General features: G+C 69.4%; 20 protein-coding genes. 7 read left to right on the plus strand and 13 right to left on the minus strand.

Annotated elements, in window-relative coordinates; genetic code table 11:
* Positions 1-73: 73 nt before the first annotated feature.
* Entirely contained in the window at positions 74-628 is a 555-nt protein-coding gene (locus T9R20_RS05555) for a DNA starvation/stationary phase protection protein (protein WP_322411546.1), read from the minus strand.
* A 163-nt stretch (positions 629-791) separates the two neighbouring features.
* On the opposite strand from T9R20_RS05555, the gene gnd reads away from it, so the two are divergent.
* From gnd to T9R20_RS05570, 3 genes are read left to right on the plus strand one after another with little or no spacing between them, the layout of a single operon-like run.
* Complete coding sequence (gene gnd / locus T9R20_RS05560; protein ID WP_322411547.1) at positions 792-1844, plus strand: phosphogluconate dehydrogenase (NAD(+)-dependent, decarboxylating); 1053 nt, start codon at positions 792-794, stop codon at positions 1842-1844.
* A 14-nt stretch (positions 1845-1858) separates the two neighbouring features.
* A complete protein-coding gene (locus T9R20_RS05565) occupies positions 1859-2629 on the plus strand; it encodes a hypothetical protein (protein ID WP_322411548.1) in 771 nt (256 codons plus the stop codon).
* 1 nt (position 2630) lies between these two features.
* Positions 2631-3308 carry a DUF1345 domain-containing protein gene (locus T9R20_RS05570; protein WP_322411549.1) on the plus strand — a complete coding sequence of 226 codons (678 nt, stop codon included), beginning with the start codon at positions 2631-2633 and terminating at the stop codon, positions 3306-3308.
* Positions 3309-3317: 9 nt separating this feature from the next.
* Here T9R20_RS05570 and T9R20_RS05575 read toward each other — a convergent pair whose 3' ends face one another.
* On the minus strand, positions 3318-4580 hold the full coding sequence (locus tag T9R20_RS05575; RefSeq protein WP_322411550.1) for an NAD(P)/FAD-dependent oxidoreductase: 1263 nt from the start codon (positions 4578-4580) through the stop codon (positions 3318-3320).
* 91 nt (positions 4581-4671) lie between these two features.
* On the opposite strand from T9R20_RS05575, the gene T9R20_RS05580 reads away from it, so the two are divergent.
* Positions 4672-6111, plus strand: a complete 1440-nt coding sequence (locus T9R20_RS05580; RefSeq protein ID WP_322411551.1) for a cryptochrome/photolyase family protein — start codon at positions 4672-4674, stop codon at positions 6109-6111.
* A gap of 68 nt (positions 6112-6179) precedes the next feature.
* Here T9R20_RS05580 and T9R20_RS05585 read toward each other — a convergent pair whose 3' ends face one another.
* Genes T9R20_RS05585 through T9R20_RS05600 form a run of 4 tightly spaced genes read right to left on the minus strand, consistent with a single transcriptional unit; the run spans position 6180 to position 10326 of the window.
* Entirely contained in the window at positions 6180-7151 is a 972-nt protein-coding gene (locus T9R20_RS05585; protein WP_322411552.1) for an alpha/beta hydrolase, read from the minus strand.
* Positions 7152-7154: 3 nt separating this feature from the next.
* The gene (locus T9R20_RS05590; RefSeq protein ID WP_322411553.1) at positions 7155-7979 is read right to left on the minus strand and encodes a carbohydrate ABC transporter permease; all 825 of its coding nucleotides are present in this window, start codon (positions 7977-7979) and stop codon (positions 7155-7157) included.
* Positions 7976-8956, minus strand: coding sequence for a sugar ABC transporter permease (locus T9R20_RS05595; RefSeq protein WP_322411554.1), 981 nt, complete (start codon positions 8954-8956; stop codon positions 7976-7978). Before T9R20_RS05595 ends, T9R20_RS05590 begins: the two co-directional genes overlap by 4 nt.
* A gap of 2 nt (positions 8957-8958) precedes the next feature.
* The gene (locus T9R20_RS05600; RefSeq protein ID WP_322411555.1) at positions 8959-10326 is read right to left on the minus strand and encodes an ABC transporter substrate-binding protein; all 1368 of its coding nucleotides are present in this window, start codon (positions 10324-10326) and stop codon (positions 8959-8961) included.
* 222 nt (positions 10327-10548) lie between these two features.
* Here T9R20_RS05600 and T9R20_RS05605 point away from each other — a divergent pair, with 222 nt between their 5' ends.
* Positions 10549-11694 carry a LacI family DNA-binding transcriptional regulator gene (locus T9R20_RS05605; RefSeq protein WP_322411556.1) on the plus strand — a complete coding sequence of 382 codons (1146 nt, stop codon included), beginning with the start codon at positions 10549-10551 and terminating at the stop codon, positions 11692-11694.
* Here the strand turns inward: T9R20_RS05605 and T9R20_RS05610 are convergent.
* On the minus strand, positions 11612-11977 hold the full coding sequence (locus T9R20_RS05610; protein WP_322411557.1) for a DUF2834 domain-containing protein: 366 nt from the start codon (positions 11975-11977) through the stop codon (positions 11612-11614). The two genes, T9R20_RS05605 and T9R20_RS05610, sit on opposite strands and share 83 nt — an antisense overlap.
* Positions 11978-12008: 31 nt before the next feature.
* Here T9R20_RS05610 and T9R20_RS05615 point away from each other — a divergent pair, with 31 nt between their 5' ends.
* The gene (locus T9R20_RS05615; RefSeq protein WP_322411558.1) at positions 12009-12581 is read left to right on the plus strand and encodes an AAA family ATPase; all 573 of its coding nucleotides are present in this window, start codon (positions 12009-12011) and stop codon (positions 12579-12581) included.
* Between the two features lie 81 nt (positions 12582-12662).
* On the opposite strand, the gene T9R20_RS05620 is transcribed toward T9R20_RS05615, so the two are convergent.
* Complete coding sequence (locus T9R20_RS05620; RefSeq protein WP_322411559.1) at positions 12663-14033, minus strand: HNH endonuclease signature motif containing protein; 1371 nt, start codon at positions 14031-14033, stop codon at positions 12663-12665.
* 134 nt (positions 14034-14167) lie between these two features.
* On the opposite strand from T9R20_RS05620, the gene T9R20_RS05625 reads away from it, so the two are divergent.
* Positions 14168-14683 (plus strand): GNAT family N-acetyltransferase, encoded by a 516-nt coding sequence (locus tag T9R20_RS05625; protein WP_322411560.1) that lies wholly within the window; start codon positions 14168-14170, stop codon positions 14681-14683.
* Positions 14684-14798: 115 nt separating this feature from the next.
* On the opposite strand, the gene T9R20_RS05630 is transcribed toward T9R20_RS05625, so the two are convergent.
* From T9R20_RS05630 to msrB, 5 genes are all read right to left on the minus strand, one after another.
* Entirely contained in the window at positions 14799-15905 is a 1107-nt protein-coding gene (locus T9R20_RS05630) for a fatty acid desaturase family protein (RefSeq protein ID WP_416182967.1), read from the minus strand.
* Positions 15906-16084: 179 nt separating this feature from the next.
* A complete protein-coding gene (locus tag T9R20_RS05635) occupies positions 16085-16288 on the minus strand; it encodes a cold-shock protein (RefSeq protein WP_322411561.1) in 204 nt (67 codons plus the stop codon).
* A gap of 140 nt (positions 16289-16428) precedes the next feature.
* Entirely contained in the window at positions 16429-16668 is a 240-nt protein-coding gene (locus T9R20_RS05640; protein ID WP_322412112.1) for a DUF2945 domain-containing protein, read from the minus strand.
* 67 nt (positions 16669-16735) lie between these two features.
* Positions 16736-17296 (minus strand): peptide-methionine (S)-S-oxide reductase MsrA, encoded by a 561-nt coding sequence (gene msrA / locus T9R20_RS05645; protein ID WP_322411562.1) that lies wholly within the window; start codon positions 17294-17296, stop codon positions 16736-16738.
* Positions 17293-17760: a peptide-methionine (R)-S-oxide reductase MsrB gene (gene msrB / locus T9R20_RS05650; RefSeq protein ID WP_322411563.1), complete on the minus strand. Its 468-nt coding sequence runs from the start codon at positions 17758-17760 to the stop codon at positions 17293-17295. Before msrB ends, msrA begins: the two co-directional genes overlap by 4 nt.
* Positions 17761-17839 lie beyond the last annotated feature (79 nt).

A 17839-nucleotide genomic window follows, 5' to 3' on the forward strand; every position in this document is an offset into this window, starting at 1 on the left:
ACCTCCCCCGGTGGGCCCCGAGACACGACGAGAGCGGATGCCGCCCCCACGGCATCCGCTCTCGTTTTCGCTGTCAGCGCCGGGGCGTGCGGTTCTCCGCGCTCACCATCCACGACAGCTGTTCCACGCGCTCGAGCACTCCATGGAGGATGTCGGCGCTCGTGGGGTCTTCGTCGTCGACGGCGTCGTGCACCTCGCGGACGGTGCCGGCGACGGCGTCGAGACGTTCGGTCATCAGGTCGATCACCTCGGTCGTGGCGATCTCGCCCTGCGGGAACTCGGGCAGGGTGGTGGTCTCGGCGACGGTGTCGCTGCGACCGTCGGGGAGCGAGTGCAGCGCGCGCATCCGCTCGGCGATGTCGTCGGCGAACTCCCGGGCAGCGTCGATGATCTCATCGAGCTGAAGGTGGGTGTCGCGGAAGTTCGTGCCCACGACGTTCCAGTGGGCCTCCTTGCCCTGGAGGGAGAGCTCGATCAGATCGACCAGAACGCGCTGCAGGCTGTTGCTGAGCGTCTCAGACGCCTGGAAGCCCTTCTCGGCGTTCTGCTCGTCGGTGAGTTCGGCGCCGCGCGACGGCCGCCGCTTGTTGCGGGTGGCGGAAGAGGCTTTGTCGGTCGTGGTGGCCACGGAACGCTCCTATCGGTCGGGGTGATGTCGACGATAGGCGAGCGGGGAAATCGTCGGGAGAGCTTGCACCCTGTCGGCTGCAGTGATAGCCGCCGGTCGGACGGCCTCCCTAGACTGCGAACGTGAGCCGGACCGTCCGGTGCGCGAAGCGGAGCGAGGACACATGCAACTGGCGATGGTGGGACTAGGGCGGATGGGCGCGAACATCGTGCGGCGGCTGATGCGCGACGGTCACGACTGCGTCGTCTACGACGTCAATCAGGACGCCGTGGCCACCCTGGCCGCCGAGGGCGCGACGGGGACGGCGACCCTGGCCGACCTCGCGCGCGAACTCCAGACGCCGCGCGTGGTGTGGCTGATGATCCCCGCCGGGCTCACCGGCGGTGTCGTCGACCAGCTCGCCGATGTGCTCGAGCCCGGCGACATCATCATCGACGGCGGCAACTCCAACTACCGCGACGACGTCCGTCGTGCCGCGGCGCTGAAGCCGAAGGGCATCCACTACGTCGACGTCGGCACGAGCGGCGGGGTGTTCGGTCTCGACCGCGGGTACTGCCTCATGGTCGGCGGTCCCGACGAGGCCTTCGCCCGCATCGAGCCGATCCTCGCCACGATCGCCCCCGGTCGTGGCGAGATCGAGCGGACCCCGGGTCGCGAGGGCGACTTCTCTCCCGAAGAGCTCGGCTACCTCCACTGCGGCCCGTCCGGTGCCGGGCACTTCGTGAAGATGGTGCACAACGGGATCGAGTACGGCATCATGGCGGCCCTCGCCGAGGGCCTGAACATCCTGGAGCATGCCGACGCCGGCATACACCAGGCGGAGCACTCCGCCGAAGTCGCTCCGCTGGAGGAGCCGGAGTTCTACCAGTTCACCATCGACACCCCGAAGGTCGCCGAGCTCTGGCGCCGCGGTTCGGTCATCTCGTCATGGCTGCTCGACCTGACCGCCGCCGCGCTGCAGGAGAATCCGACGCTCGAGGGCCTCGCCGGGCGGGTCTCGGATTCGGGCGAGGGGCGCTGGACGGTCAAGGCGGCCGTTGACACCGGAGTGCCCGCACCGGTCCTCGCCGCGTCGCTCTTCGAGCGCTTCGCCTCGCGCGGCGAGGACCACTTCGCCAACCAGGTGCTCTCGGCCATGCGACTGCAGTTCGGCGGTCATCAGGAGCTTCCCGCGGGCGACGTCCTCGAGGCGGGGGGCCGCAAGGCCGACACCTGATCGGGGCGGACACGATGGCCTACCTTCCCATCTCCACCCCCGGCGAGGTCGGGGGACCCGACGGCCACTCGTACGGTGCGCTGGTGCTCATGACGGATGCCGCCGATCCGGCCGCCCTGCAGAGGGTGCTCCGCGTCATCCGTTTCACGGGGTGGCTCGCGCCCGCCCGGTCGGGGACGCAGGTCGTGATCGGCGACCCGGGGGCCGGGGTGGTGGCGGCGCAGCGGCGCGGGATCATCGAGGTCGGTGCCGTGGTCGCAGAGCAGCTGGACTGCGGGGTGCTCGCCGTACGGGTGCGGCGCGATCGCCAGCTCGGGCTGGTCGCCTGGCAGGGCGGGCGCGAGATCGGACGCTACGACAGCGACCCTTCGGCCGAGCCCGGCGCTGACGACGACATCGCCGCCGATCCGGTGGGCGTGGCCGCCGCGCCGGAGTTCGCCGCCCTCGCGGGCGTGCCCGAAGAGAGCGAGACGCTGACCGAGATCCTCGACGAGGAGCTCGAGCGCGACAGTGTCTCGGAGTCCGAGCGGCTGCGCGGGGTTCTACGACTGCTTTCGCTCCCCGACTGGATCGTCGCAGCGGCCTCCCTTCCGCGGGACATCCCCACCGGTCCCCGCGCCGCGGATCTGGTCCGGCTTCGGGTGGGTACGCCGGGGGCGCAGGGGATCTGGCGCGATCTCGCCGTCAGACGGCTCCGCCGGCGGTGGACGCCCCCCGCTGTCATCGCCGATCCGCCCCGGGAGAGTGGTCAGGGCATGGAGGGGATCGAACCGTGGATGTTCTGAGATGAGCAGTGGGGTCGCCCGGGGGAGGAGACGCACGGCCGTATGGGGCCTCGTCCTCAGCTCGGTGCTGCAGGCGACGCTCGTCTTCCTCGGGATCGGCTTCGTGCTCGCCGTCGAAAACCTCTCCTCGGCGGTGATCCTCTTCGCCTGGTGCTGCGTGGGCACGGCCTATGCGGCGGGGATCTGGGTGCTGCTGTGGCTCGCGGGGCGGCGGGCCGAAAGCGACGCCCCGCCGCTGCTGATGGAGCTCGGCATCGTGCCGCGCACGATCTCGCTGACGGCGACGATCTTCACCAGCGCGGTCGGCGTCGCGGCCACCGTCCAGCACATCTTCCTGGAGCCCGACGACGCGATCACTCCGGTGCTCAACGTCATCGGGATCTGGGCGATGCTCCTGGCCTGGATCCTGCTCCACTGGGGGTACGCGCAGCTCTATCTGCAGCTGTACTACCGCGAGGACGACCGCCCGCTGCGCTTCCCCGGGACCTCGACCCCCGGCATCCTGGAGTTCGCCTACTTCTCGTACACCGTCGCGGTGAGTTTCGCCGCGTCGGATGTCGAGGTGCACGATCGGCGGATGCGCTGGCGCGTGATGACCCACTCCGTCATCGGCTACTTCGTCAACGGCCTGATCATCGTCACCGCTCTGAGCGCCATCGCCGAGGCCGGCGGACGCTGAGCGCGAGGCTCAGGCCGACAGCAGGGTCCGCGCCACCCGTGCGCCCGAGACGAGGGCGCCCTGGATCGAGGCGGTGTCACGATGGTCGCCGGCGATCAAGATGCGCTCGGCGATCCAGGGTGCGCTGCGCGCGCGGAGCGGCGCCGGCTGTGCGGGGAGAGCATGGTGCACGTCGTCGCGGCGGAGGAGCCGCCATCGCACGGCATCCTTCCCCCACAGGTCGACGAGCTGACGGCGCACCTGGTCTTCCTGGGCGCCGGGGGCGTCCCCGTCGAGCAGGCAGGTCGCCTGCACCAGGTGGTGGCCTGGCGGGGCGTACGAGGGTGCGGTGCGCGAGAGGACTGCGGTGTTCACGATCGGGCCTCGGCGGCGCCCGTCGACGGCCAGCAGGGCGTCGAACGCCGGCTCCTGCTCGGCGTCGAACCACCAGGTCTGCAGCCCTTTCGTCGCCGGCGTGGGCAGGTCAATGAGGGCCCCGACCGCCTCGGGCCCCACGGCGACGATCACGTGCCGTGCCCGCACGGTGTCCGCGTGTTCGATCGCCGCCTCGCAGGCATCCTCTCCGCGTCCGAGGGCCGTCACGCGGTGTGAGAGTCGGATGTCGGCACCCGCCTGCCGGGCACGGGCGGCCAGCTGGCGGGGGAGCGCCGCGATCCCCGCGGCGGGCAGCCCCGGCCGCCCGACGGCGAACATGCGCACGAGCAGCCGGGCGAACGCCTCGGAGGTGGCCCCGCCGGTGGCGTCGGCGATGACCCCGGCGAGGAAGGGCTCGAGCACCTCGGTCCGCAGCGGCCCGGTGAGCCCCACCCGATCCCAGCCTGCGGCGAGAGAGCGGTCGGGGCCCCGGATGACCCGCTTCGGATCGCGCAACACCGGGAGCATCCATCGCACGAGCGCCCACGCATCGGCGGGCCGGACGAGCCCGCTGGCCAGCGAGGGGAGGATGAGATCGGGATGACGCAGGGGATGCCCGAGGCGCACCGATCGCGTCTCGCGCCGCACCCGCACGCCGACGGGAAAGGCCGCGACCTCGAGGGCCTCGAGGTCGACGGCGCGGGAGAGCGCGGGATACGCCGGGTTCAGCACGTGGAAGCCCCGGTCGAGGCGGAAGCCGTCGACGACGTCGGTGCGCTCGCGGCCGCCGACGTCGTCGCCCGCCTCGAGCACGACGACGTCCCTGCCCGCCCGGGCGAGGATTCCCGCAGCCCGGAGGCCCGCCAGACCAGCCCCGATCACCACGACGTCGTGCACGGCGGGGCCGGAGCGGGGCATGTGCCGAGCCTACGACGACCGGCGCTTCCCTGGACGACCGCCGCTTCCCCGAACGACCCCCGCCCCCTCCGGGCGATGGAAGGATGACGGCATGAAGGCCGCCCTGATCCTCGCCACCCAGCTCTTCGAGGATCACCCGGCCCTGAGCGACCCCGACATCGACATCCTGTTCTTCGTCGAGGCCGAGTCGGCGCTCACCCGTCGGCCGTTCCATGCGCACAAGCTCGTGCTGATCCTCTCCGGGCTCCGCCACGCCGCCGCGCGCGCCGCGGACGCCGGTCACCGGGTCGCTCACCGCCGGGTCGGCGAGGAATGGAGCTTCGCGGCGGGTGTCAGGCGCCTGATCCGCGAACACGGCATCGAGGGACTGGCGTGGATGAGCGCGACCGATCGCGGCGTGGACGAGCGCCTCCGCCGCATCTGCGACGACGAGGGCATCGCGACCCGCCGGTATCCCGACGCCCTGTTCCTCACGCCGGCGGACGATCTCGACGGATGGTTCGACGGGCACCCGAGGGCGAAGATGGAGGACTTCTACCGGTGGCAGCGCACGCGCACCAGCGTCCTCATGGACGGCGAGAAACCCGCGGGCGGCGCCTGGAACTTCGACGCCGACAACCGTCATCCCCTCCCCAAGGGCGGGATCCCGATCCCGGCCCTCCCCGAGGTGCAGCATGACGAGATCACACGAGAGGTCATCGCCCTCGTCGCCGACCGCTTCGGCGACCATCCGGGCGACGCGGCCGACTTCTGGCTTCCCGTCACCGCCCCCGAGGCGCGGGAGTGGCTGACCACGTTCGTCGCCGAGCGGCTGGAGTTGTTCGGCCGCTACGAGGATGCGATGGCCGTCGACGAGGCGTTCCTCTTCCACGCGGTCATCAGCCCGTTCCTCAACGTCGGACTCCTCCGCGTCGCTGAGGTCGTCGACGCCGCGGTCTCGCGCCGCGATGATGTGCCGATCGCCTCGCTGGAGGGATTCGTGCGCCAGGTGATCGGCTGGCGGGAGTACATGCGCGGGTCCTACCGCGCCCACCCGGCCCTCATCGACGCCAATCACTTCGACCTCAGCCGCCCTCTGGAGGACTGGTGGTACACCGGCACCGGCGTGCCCGACGATCTGCCGCGGCCGGTGCGGGTGGTACTCGACCGGGTCCACCGGTACGGCTACGCCCACCACATCGAGCGGCTGATGGTGCTCGGCAACTGGTTCCTGTTGCAGGGCTATCACCCCCGGGCGGTGTTCGACTGGTACTCCGCGCTGTTCGTCGACGCCTACGAGTGGGTGATGGTGCCCAACGTGCAGGGGATGAGCCAGTACGCCGACGGCGGGGGAGTGGCCACCAAGCCCTACGTCTCGGGTGGGGCGTACCTGCAGAAGATGGGATCGTGGTGGGGGAGCGACCGCGAGGCCCGCGACTCGGCCCTCACCAGCGCGTACTGGGCCTTCCTCGAGCGGCACGAGGCGAAGCTCGCCGGCAATCCGCGACTGAACATGCCGCTCGCGCAGATGCGCCGGCGACGGGGCGACTGAGACGATCCGCCGCGGATGCCGGGGTTGCCGTACCCCCACCGGCCGGGGGACGACCGGTGGGGGCAGGTTCAGATGCCCGCGAGGGTGCGTCGACCGTGCACCAGCACGCGAGCGAGCCATCGAGCGCGAGCGAGGGCGGCGTCGCGGCTGAGAAGCGCCTCGGGCACGAGGGCGTCGAAACCGTGCGCCCCGCCGGGCCAGACGTGCAGTTCGGCGGCCCCGCCGCTCTGCCAGATCCGGTCAGCGTAGGCCACGCACTCGTCGCGGAACGTCTCGGCCGACCCGACGTCGATGAACGCGGGCGGCAGTCGGGACAGGTCGTGGGCGCGCGCCGGCGCGGCGTAGATCGGCACCTCGGTGCGATCGGAGCCGAGGTAGGCGCTCCAGGCCGTCTCGTTCGCGTCACGATCCCAGGCGCCGCGGCCGGCCATCTGCACGCCGGACGTCGTCTGGTTGCGGTCGTCGAGCATCGGGCAGACGAGCAGCTGAGCAAAGATCTCGGGCCCCCCGCGGTCGCGGGCGAGCAGCGCCGTCGCCGCGGCGAGGCCGCCGCCCGCGCTGATCCCCGCCAGGATGATGCGGTGGGGATCCACGTCGAGCACGGGGGCATGGGCGGCGACCCACGTCAGCGCGGCGTAGACGTCTTCGACGGCGGCGGGATAGCGGTGCTCGGGCGCGAGCCGGTAGTCGACCGAGGCGATGGCGCACCCGGCCTCGTCGGCGAGAGCGGCCAGCGACGCGAGGCCGTCGTACGGTCCCCCGACGACGAGTCCGCCACCGTGGGCGAACAGCAGCACGGGTACGGGCCCGGTGCGATCTGCCGGCAGGAGCAGGACGACGCCGAGCTCGTCCCCCTCCGGACCGTGGATCGTGTGCGCCGAGTGCTGCAGTCGACCGTTCCGCGTGATCTCCGCCATCGAGGGCGTGACGGTCCGGGTGCGCAGGGCCCCGATCTCGTCGGAGCGGAGTATCGTGACGACGTCGGGGTTCGTGGCGAGGGCGTGCGCCACGTCGGGATCGAAAGGCGGGATCGGCGGCATCGATCAGCCTTTCAGAGAGCCCTGAAGGAGGGCGGAGACGAAGTGGCGCTGGAAGATCAGGAAGATCAGCAGCGTCGGGGTGAGGATCAGCAGCGACCCGGCGCACAGGAGCGGGATGTCGGTCCCCCACTGCCCCTGGAAGGCGCCGAGGGCGCCGGCCATGGTCCGGTTGGCCGGATCGTCGACGAGCACGATGGCCAGGAGGAACTGGTTCCAGGTCCACAGGAACAGCAGGATCGCCAGCGACGACAGCGCCGGAGCCGACAGCGGCACGTGGATCCGCCAGAAGAGCTGCCACGTCGTCGCCCCGTCCACGCGGGCGGCCTCGGAGAGGTCGTGGGGCATGTTGACGAAGTGCGCGCGCATCCACATGATCGCGAACGGCATGAACAGGCCGATGAGGGGCAGGATGATCGCCCACCGGGTGTTCAGCAGTCCGATGTCGCGCATCTGGTAGTAGAGCGGCACGACGATGCCCTCGAACGGCAGGGTCAGGCCGAGGATGAACACGATGAAGACCGCGTTCCCGCCTCGGGGTCGCAGGTGGCCGAGGGCGAACCCCGCGAGCGTGGCGATCAGCACCGCGATCGGGACGACGCCGAGCTCGATGAGGGCGCTCGACCACAGCAGTTCGAGCATGTTGGCCGACTGGAAGGCGGTCAGGAAGTTGTCCCACCGGGGGGTTTCGGGCCAGCTGATGCCGGCGGGATAGGTTCCGGGCGGATGCAGCGCCGTGACGAACAGGCTCACGAACGGGATGATCGTGATCGCCATGAGCAGGAACAGCAGTGCGCGCCCGAGGATCTTGTCGCGGAGCGGGGTGATCATGCGTCCCTCCCGCGGATGATGCGCTGGAGCGGCAGCACCACGAGGAGCACGAGCAGCATCAGCACGACCGCGAGAGCGGAGGCGGTGCCGACGTCGCGCTGGAAGAAGGCGAGGTAGTAGATCTGCAGACCCGGGACGAGCGTGCTGTTGCCCGGACCGCCCTGAGTGGAGATGTAGATGATGTCGAAGCTCGCCAGCGCCGAGATGACGGTCACGGTGATGGCGACCGCGAGTTCCTGGCGGACGCTCGGCAGCGTGATGGAGAAGAACTCCCGGATGGGCCCGGCGCCGTCGATCCGCGCCGCCTCGTAGAGGGCGGGGTCGATCTTGGTCATGCCCGCCAGCAGAAGGACGGTGCACAGCCCCAGCTGCACCCACGCGCCGATGAGGCCGACGGCCGGGAGAGCGGTGTTGAAGTCGCCGAGCCAGGCGCGCGTCAGCCCGCCGAGCCCGACGGCGCTCAGCAGCTGGTTGACGAACCCGCTCGAGGACAGCTGCCAGCTCCACATGATGCCCGCGGCCACGAGGGGGATGACCTGGGGGAGGAACAGCACCGTTCGCGAGACCGTCGCCAGCCGGCTCGTCGCGATCCCCCGGATGATGTTGGCGGCGAAGAGGCCGAGGATCACCGGGATGATGCTGAAGTAGATGATCAGCTCGAAGGAGTTGAGGATGGCGCCGAGCAGCGTCGGGTTGCCGAAGACCTCACCGTAGTTCGCCAGCCCCGCCCAGGACGCGGTCGTGAAGCCGTCCCAGTCGTAGAGCGAGTACTGCGCGGTCAGTGCGATCGGGCGGAGCACGAACGCGATGTAGAACGCCGCGGCCGGCAGGACGAGCAGGTAGATCCGGAGGTCGCGGATCACGCGGCGGCGCCGACGGCGCCGCGTGAGCGCGGGGTCGTCCGGGAGGGACGGCGGGAGGGGAGGGGTCGCGGCGGCGGACGTGTCCGCCGCCGCGACCTGGGAGCGTGAGCTCATGCCTACTGACCGACCTCGGCTTCGTAGTCGGTCTGGACGGCACTGAGCAGACCCGCCGCATCCTGCTCACCGGCGACGAGTCGCTGCACGTTGGGCGTCCAGCTCTGCGCGTAGATCGCGCCGGTGGCGTTGGCGATGAAGTCCATCGCCCCGTCGGCATCGTTGATCGTCGTGCCGGCGGCGAGGGTCTCCGCGGTCACCGAGCCCTCGGCGACCTCGGGCATGAACGCGTCGGCCGGGCCCATCGGGTGGGATCCGCCGACCTCGACGGTGATCGTGCGAGCGGTCTCGTCGGTGGCGACCCAGTTCAGGAAGAACGCCGCGCAGTCGGGGTTCTCGGCGTTGGCGGAGATGCCGTAGGTGAGGGGCGCGGACATGGCTCCGATGTTGCCGCCCTCTTCCAGGGGAGGCATGACGAAGAAGCCCGCATTGTCGGGCATCTGGGTGTCGAGGTTGCCCGACTCCCAGTCGCCGCTGAAGATGAAGACGCTCTCGCCGCCGATGAAGCGGCTCATCATCTGCGAGTAGTCCATCGAGTTGACGTCGTCGGCGAAGAAGCCGTCCTCGACCCAGCCCTGCAGGTGCTCGGCTGCTGCGAGGTTGTCGGGGGTGTCGATCGTGGCCCCCTCCTTCTGGAAGATCCAGTCGTTGATCGGTGCGGTTTCGCCGTACGAGGCCATCAGCAGCTGGAGCGGGAACAGCAGACCGCCGGTCGCGCCGCCGTTGAACTGGGCGATCGGGGTGAGACCGGCGTCGCGGGCTGCGGCGAGATAGCCGTCGAACTCCTCGAGGGTCGCGGGCGGCTCGGTCATCCCGATCTGCTCCGCGAGCTCCTTGTTATAGAACACCCCGGTCATCGAGAAGTTCAGCCCCATCGCATAAAGCGGTCCGTCGCCGCGGCGACCCTGGTCGTCGACGCGCAACTGCTCGAGCTGCGAGGCGGGCCAGTCGGTCCAGCCGAACGCCTCGGCATAAGGGTCGAGATCGAGCAGCAGGCCGCTCGAGGCCAGTTCCGACATCTGAGGCAGGCGCATCAGGTCGGGGGGCGAGTCCTGCAGCACGCGGGGGGCGTTCTGCGTGATGACGGCGAACTGGTCTTCGCGGATGTCGAAGGTGACGTTCGGGTACTGATTGGTGAATTCGTCGGCCAGCTCCTTCGGGAGAGGGAAGCCGGTCTCGATGTACATGTCCAGGACGACGTCCTCCTCGCCGCAGGTGGGTGCGCCGTCCAGGGTCGGGGCGGCCGACCCTCCGTCGTCGGCGGCGCCGCCGCCACCGGGAGGGGCGCACGCGACGAGGGCCAGGGCGGTGGCCGCCAGCAGGCCGGTGGCGAGATAGAGGCGTGACCGGTTGCCGTGTGATTGAGACACCAGTGTCTCCCTTCCTTGGGATTACGAAGGCTTCGATCGGGTGGGCGAGGAACGCAGGGGGACTGCGAGTACGCTCAGCTAACTCGATTGAGCACGATGCTAAATCGTGTTAGCAAGGATCATCATGACCAGCTGGCGGGTATCTGTCAACTGCGACGCGTCGAACTCTCGGGGTGTTGTTACCCACCCGTTAGGATCGGCCTGGAACGAAGGACGATTGACGTGACCCGACGCCGTGTGACCCTCGCCGACGTGGCCCGCGCCGCCGGTGTGTCGCGAACGACGGCATCGCTGGTGCTCTCCGATCGTGGAACGGAACTGCGCATCTCGGAGGCGTCGCAGCAGCGGGTGCGGCAGGTGGCTTCGGAATTGGGCTACCGTCCCAACATCCTCTCGGCCGACCTTCGCCGCGGATCCAGCCGCACCATCGGGTTCATCTCCGACACGATCGCGACCTCCCAACTGGCCGGCGACATGATCAAGGGCGCGCTCGACCACGCCCACCGAGAGGGTTATCTGCTCTTCATCGGTGAGACCGAGGGGGACCTGGCCGAGGAAGAGCGGCTGGTCCAGACGATGCTGGATCGTCAGGTGGACGCCGTCGTCATCGCGTCGATGTTCACCCGGGAGCGCCCGATCCCCGCAGGGGTGCGCGATCGATCCGTCGTGCTGCTCAACGCGCTGCCCGATGAGGCGGGTGCGGTGACCGCCATCATCCCGGACGAGTACGACGCCGGTCGGCGCGCCGCGGAGCTGCTGCTGGCAGCCGGTCACACGCGCATCCACCTTCTCGGAGCCGGCCCCGACCGCGACCAGGTGGCTCCCCAGACCGTCGCCGGACGGGAGCGGCTCGCAGGCATCCTCGATGCTCTCACCGATGCGGGCATCGAGCCGGCGAGCGGGCGGATGTGCAAGGTGTGGCTGCCCGAGGACGGATGGAAGGCGACGGCCGACCTCATCGCATCCGGAGCTCGGGGCGAGGCGATCATCACCTTCAACGACCGGCTCGCCTTCGGGGCCTACCAAGCGCTGCAGGAGGTCGGGCTGCGCGTGCCCGACGACTTCTCGCTCGTGTCCTTCGACGACCATCAGCTCGCCGGATGGCTGCATCCCGGTCTCACGACCTTCGCGATCCCGCACTACGAACTCGGGCGCCGTGCCATCCAGTACCTTCTGAAGGGCGATGACGACGACGCCGTGGCCGCCGTCGAGCGCATCGAGATGCCGCTGCGCGCGCGGGGGTCCGTGGCGCCGGTCGGCGGTGCTGCAGGGGTCGACCGCGGCGTCACTCCAGGGGAGCGGATGCGCCCGCCGCGCGTCGGGCGGCCAGTCTCCGCTCGCGCATCGCGAGGAACAGCGGAAACGTGAACGCGATCGCGGTGATGCCCGACAGCAGGATGTAGAGCCACCACCGCTTCATCCCCAGCCGTCGCCCCTCGACGACGATCACGACGCAGGCGGCGATCGCGACGACCAGGAGGTCGACGGTGATGGACGATACCGCAGGGCCGCTGCTGACGAGGTCGCCGAGGAAGTCCCGCATCTGAACGACAGCCCAGACGTTCAAGACGAAGGTGGCGACGAGTCCCGCGAGAGCCAGGACGAGGAACGCGATGGCGAGCGGGGGCCAGGGGTCGCGGGCGCGGGTCATGGGTCGAAGGCTAGCGCCGTATCATCGTGCGGTGCTCGACTTCGACGATCCGCTGCCCCGGCGCCCGCGCCGGGTCGCGATCGCGGGGGTCTCCGGAGCGGGCAAGACGACCCTCGCCGCGCGCATCGCGGAGATCATCGAAGCGCCGCACACCGAGATCGACGGGCTCTTCCATGGGGCGGGATGGACCGAGCGACCGGAGTTCCTCGACGATGTGAAGCGGTTGGTGGCGGGGGAGTCGTGGGTCACCGAGTGGCAGTACGCACCGGCTCGTCCGCTCATCACCGCTCGGGCCGAGCTCCTGATCTGGCTCGATCTGCCCTACTGGAGCTGCGTGCTCCCTCGCGTCGTGCGGCGCACCCTTCGTCGGCGGCTGCGCCGCGAGGAGCTGTGGAACGGGAACATCGAGCCTGCGCTCCACACCTTCTTCACCGACCGCGAGCACATCGTGCGCTGGTCCCTCAGCACCCGACGGAAGTACGACGAGCGGATACCTCACCTGGCAGAGCAGGACGTATCGCCGACCGTCGTTCGTCTGCACTCTCAGAGCGAGGTCGAACGGTGGCTGGCCGGACCGCTGCGCACCAGCGCCGGGGTTCCCTGACCCGGCGCCCCAGCGCCCGGGTTGCCCGATCCGGCGCCCCCCTCCGCGTCTGCGGGGCTCCGCTGACACGCCGGGACCGCCTCAGAAGGGGGCGACGGCGAGTCCTCCGTCGTCGGTGGGGACGAATGCGACGCGTGAGGGTGGATGGCTGTCGTAGTTCTTCCCGCCGGGACTGGTGAACGTCAGTACCCCGCCGGGGAGTTGCTCGACATGCCAGTTCGTGGCGTGTTTGAGCGTGTGGTGCCTGGCGCATTCGTTGCAGAGGTTGTCGTTGGAGGTCGGCCCGCCCAAGGCGAAGTCTCTCGAGTGGTCCTTGTCGCAGACTCTCGCGGGTCTGCGGCATCCGGGTGTTCGGCAGGTGACGTCTCGGGCGTTGAGGAACCTCGTCTGCGACGGATGGGGCACGTATCGGTCGACCGCGGTCACGACGCCGGTGATGGGGTCGGTCATCACCCGATCCCAGACCCTCGCCGTCCCCGCCATACGCCTCGCCGTCTCCGGGTCGACCGGGGTGACCCCGTTCAACTCGGCCCCGGAGTCCGTCACCCCGGTGAGGGTGGTGATCGGGATGGTGATCTGCACCTCCGCGATGATCGCCCCCAACCCGCCCTTTGCCCCGTCGGTGGGGTCGATCACCGGGGACGCGGCGAGGAGCATGTCCAGGGCCAGGTCGGCGCGGATCTCATCCAGCGACCGGTCATCGAACCACAGCTCATCACCGTCGGTGGACTCGTTGGTGTCGACGCCGCTCGCTTCGGCTTCGGCCTGCTTGGCGGCGTGCTCGCGTCGCTTGGCGCGATCGACGTCCTTGATGGTGGTGCCCTGCCCGGTGAGCCGGTGGTACACCCCGTGGATGTACACGTTGCTGCCCAGGATGGTGAGGGTCGACATTGCGTCGTCGAGATCGGTGACCCACACACGCCTCTCCTTCACCGCCTTGTCGTGTCGTTCCTGCAACGGCCTCGGATCCAACACCGCGGCGCGCTGGAGGGCGTACTTCTTCGTCCGCGGCACCGTCTGCCGCTCCGCCTCCACCAGCACGATCCGCTCGAACACCGCCCGGCCCACGGGGTCCTCGATCACCCGGCCGGCGTCCTGGATCACCTGCGCATGCGCCCTGGTCACCCGCCCCTCGACCAGCGCCGCCATCGTCTGGGGGAACAACTCGATCAGTTCGTGCGCGTCATGCATCTGGGTCTGCATCGACCGGTCGTTCACCCTGACCGCCATCCCCAGCTCGAGCGCCATGGACCGCAGCGGGATGTCCCGCTCCCTCGACGACACCGACCCGATTCGAGACCGCTGCTCCAGCGTCAACGCATACGCATCCGCGAGCAGCCGAGTCTCCTTCGCCTCCAACACCGCCCGACGCCGACGCAACCGCGCCAGCTCATCCGCGAACACCCCGGCACGCTTGTCCTCCGCCCGCCGCCGCTTCTCGTCCGCGTCCACTGAAAACCCCGTCCCGATGACCTACCCACATCATCGCAGAGGGTTCCGACATCGGGCGCGGCATATGACCTGCACGAGTAGAACAAAGCTTCCAACGCGCGACCGCCCCCGTTCGGACACAGTACGCTCATCCGGTGACCTCGCACACGCTTCCTGACGGCGCCGTTCTGCGCCGCGCGCAGCCGGGAGATGAGCCCGGCATCCTCGACGCAATCACGGCTCTGGCCGTCTACGAGCGCGAACCCGACGCGGTGGAGAACACCGTCGAGGCCCTCACGGAGTCGCTGTTCGGGCCGGAGCCCCGGGTGTTCGCGCACGTCGTCGAGCGCGATGGAGCGATCTTCGGCATCGCGATCTGGTTCGTCACCTACTCGACCTGGACCGGCACGCACGGTCTCTGGCTCGAAGACCTCTATGTGCACGACGTCGCCCGCGGCCGCGGCTACGGTCGCGCGCTGATGAAAGCACTGGCCGCCGAGTGCGTCGCGCGCGGGTTCGCACGGTTCGAATGGACCGTCCTCGACTGGAACGAGCCGTCTATCCGGTTCTACCGGGCGATCGGCGCGGTGCCGATGGATGAGTGGACCACCCAGCGCCTCAGCGGCGACGCCCTGCGGGCCCTCGCGGAGACCCCGCCGGGACGGGCGTAGCCGCGGGGATCAGGGTCGACACGCCGACGTTCCGAGAGGACCATCGGCGTGTCGCGCGCGAGACCCGCTGCTGCGAACGTCGCGCGCACCCTGCCTCGCGCCGCGCGCCGCACGCTCAGACGCGTCGGTAGGTGCCCGACATCGGGCAATCGAACGGATCGCGGGCTGCGAGGCCGACGCGGTTCAGATACGCGATAACGATGCCGTAGGAGCGCCACATCGTGGTCTCGGTGTACGGTACGCCGAGCGTCCGGCAGTGGTCGCGGACGATGTCGCGCGCCTTCGCCAGGTGCGGGCGGGGCATGTTGGGGAACAGGTGATGCTCGACCTGATAGTTCAGACCGCCCATGAGCACCGTCGCCCACCATCCGCCGCTGACGTTGCGCGAGGTGCGCACCTGCTTGGAGAAGAAGTCGAGCTTGGCGTCCTTGGCGATGACGGGCATGCCCTTGTGGTTCGGCGCGAACGAGGCGCCCATGTACACGCCGAAGACGGCCAGCTGGACGCCGAGGAAGGCGAAGGCCATCCCGAGCGGCAGGAAGAGGAAGACCGGCACGAGCACGACGCCGAAACGGAGGAGCAGCAGCGCGAGCTCGGTGAAGCGACCCTTGACCGGCTGCCTGCTGAGAAGGTGGCGGAACGCGATGGCGTGGAGGTTCAGACCCTCGAGTGTCAGGAGCGGGAAGAACAGGTACCCCTGACGGCGGGTGATCATCCGGCGCAGGCCGCGGGCGGTCGCCGCATCCTCATCGATGAACGAGATCGTGTCGATCTCGATGTCGGGATCCTTGCCGACGCGGTTAGGGTTGGCGTGGTGCCGGGTGTGCTTGCTCGCCCACCATGAGAAGCTCATGCCGACCACGCCGTTGCCGAGGATGAGCGCGAGCCGATCGTTCGCCGGCCCCGAGCTCAGGATCTGGCGGTGCGCCGCCTCGTGCGCGAGGAAGGCCACCTGCGTGAACAGCAGACCGAGAGCCGCCGCGATCAGGAGCTGGAACCAGCTGTCGCCGAGCAGGACGAAGCCCGCGATGCACGCGGCGAACCCGAGGGCGATGGCGCCGCCGACGAGGGCGTAGAACCAGCGCGCGCGGGCGAGGAGGCCGGTCTCCCTGACGATCTGTGCCACGTCGGTGTAGGCGCGGGCCATGGGCGGGAACTCCGCCGTGCCGGCGTAGGTCTGGCGGACGGGGCCGAGCCGCGGCTCGATGACGGGTGCAGAGATGGGGCTACCTCGGATTCGATCGTGACCGCTGTGGCCTGGAGAGCCAAAGGCGGATGCCGATCGCTGGCTTCAGCGTACGGGGGTTCGTATCCGTGGCGCGGTATACAGGGGAGTTCCCAGAAAGCCGTCAGCCGACGGTGGGACCTTTCGGTCGCCACCGCCGGCTGACGGGAGAAGATTCAGATTGCGCGGATGTTCGCAGCCTGCATGCCCTTGGGGCCACGCTCAGCGTCGAATTCCACCTTCTGCGCCTCGTGGAGCTCCTTGAAGCCCTCGCCGCTGATCGCGCTGAAGTGCGCGAAGAGATCAGCCGAGCCGTCGTCGGGTGCGATGAACCCGTAGCCCTTCTCGGAGTTGAACCATTTCACGGTGCCAGTGGCCATCGTGTCTTTCCTTTTTCTTTTCGGGCCGCGAAGGCGACCGGGTGTGCCGCTCCCACATGTGCGGAGCGGACGGATGCAGCGCGGCCCCGGTGCAGACCCGCGAAATCCCCCTAACCGTAGCACGGGGACGGGTGCGCGGATCAGGAGAGTTTCCGCAGCGCGGAGCCCTTGTGTGCGGCTTTGTCGCCGCTCTTCTCGGATTCGACGATGTACGACGGCTCATCGTCGCTCGCGGTGAACTGCTGGCCGGCGAACTGGAAATCGCTGGTGCGGCGTTCGACGACCTTGCCCTGGGTGCGTCCCTGCGACGTGTTCCAGCTGACGCGATCGCCCTTCTTGAGGTCTTTGGTCACGACATCCTCCTTCTCCTTGAGCAGCATGGTCGCGCCCCCACGGCCGGGCATGAAGCCCTTGACCGTGGGGGCGAAACCTGAGAAGGGAAGCGGATCAGACCGTCGCCTGCTCCTCGGCGCGGCGCGGCAGCACCCATCCCCGGCGGGGGAAGTGGCACGTGTAGCCGTTGGGGATGCGCAGCAGATAGTCCTGGTGCTCCGGCTCGGCCTCCCAGAAGGGGCCGGCCGGCTCGATGGTGGTGACGGCCTTGCCCGGCCACAGGCCCGACGCATCGACGTCGGCGATCGTGTCGCGGGCGACGCGCTCCTGCTCGGGGGTCAGGGGGAAGATCGCCGAGCGATAGCTGGTGCCGATGTCGTTGCCCTGACGGTTCAGGGTCGACGGATCGTGGATCTGGAAGAAGAACGCAAGGATGTCGCGGTAGGTCGTCTGCGCGGGGTCGAAGACGATCTCGACCGCCTCGGCGTGGCCGGGGTGGTTGCGGTAGGTGGCGTGCTCGTTCACGCCGCCGGTGTAGCCGACGCGGGTCTGCAGGACGCCGGGCTGCCGGCGGATCAGATCCTCCATGCCCCAGAAGCAGCCGCCCGCGAGGACGGCGGTCTCGCTGCCGGGCAGGCGGGTGACGGCTCCGGTATCAGTGGCTCCACTGGTCATGACGCGTTCTCCTTCTCGGTGTTCTCGAACAGTCTGCGGTATGCGCCGTACCCCTGGGCCTCCAGCTCGGAGGCGGGGACGAAGCGCAGCGCAGCGGAATTCATGCAGTAGCGCATGCCACCGGCATCCCGGGGTCCGTCTCGGAAGACGTGACCGAGGTGACTGTCGGCGATCACCGAGCGCACCTCGGTGCGCGGGATGATCATCTTCCAGTCGGTCTTGGTCGCCACGGCGTCGGGCTGGATGGGGCGGGTGAAGCTCGGCCAGCCCGTTCCGCTGTCGAACTTGTCGGCGGAGGAGAACAGCGGCTCTCCCGACACCACATCGACGTAGATGCCCGGCTCGTGGTTGTCCCAGTAGGCGTTCCGGAACGGCGGCTCGGTGCCGTCCCGCTGGGTGACCTGATACTGCAGGTCGGTGAGGCCCTCGAGGGCCTCGGGGGTCTTTCGGTAGTCGTTGGACACGATTCCTCCTCACGCGGCTGGCTGCCGCGTCACAGAGGAGAACCGCGTGCGCGCCCGATTTGGTCCCGCGAAGCTGAGA

Origin of the sequence: Microbacterium invictum (assembly GCF_034421375.1) — a bacterium.
Classification (GTDB): domain Bacteria; phylum Actinomycetota; class Actinomycetes; order Actinomycetales; family Microbacteriaceae; genus Microbacterium; species Microbacterium invictum_A.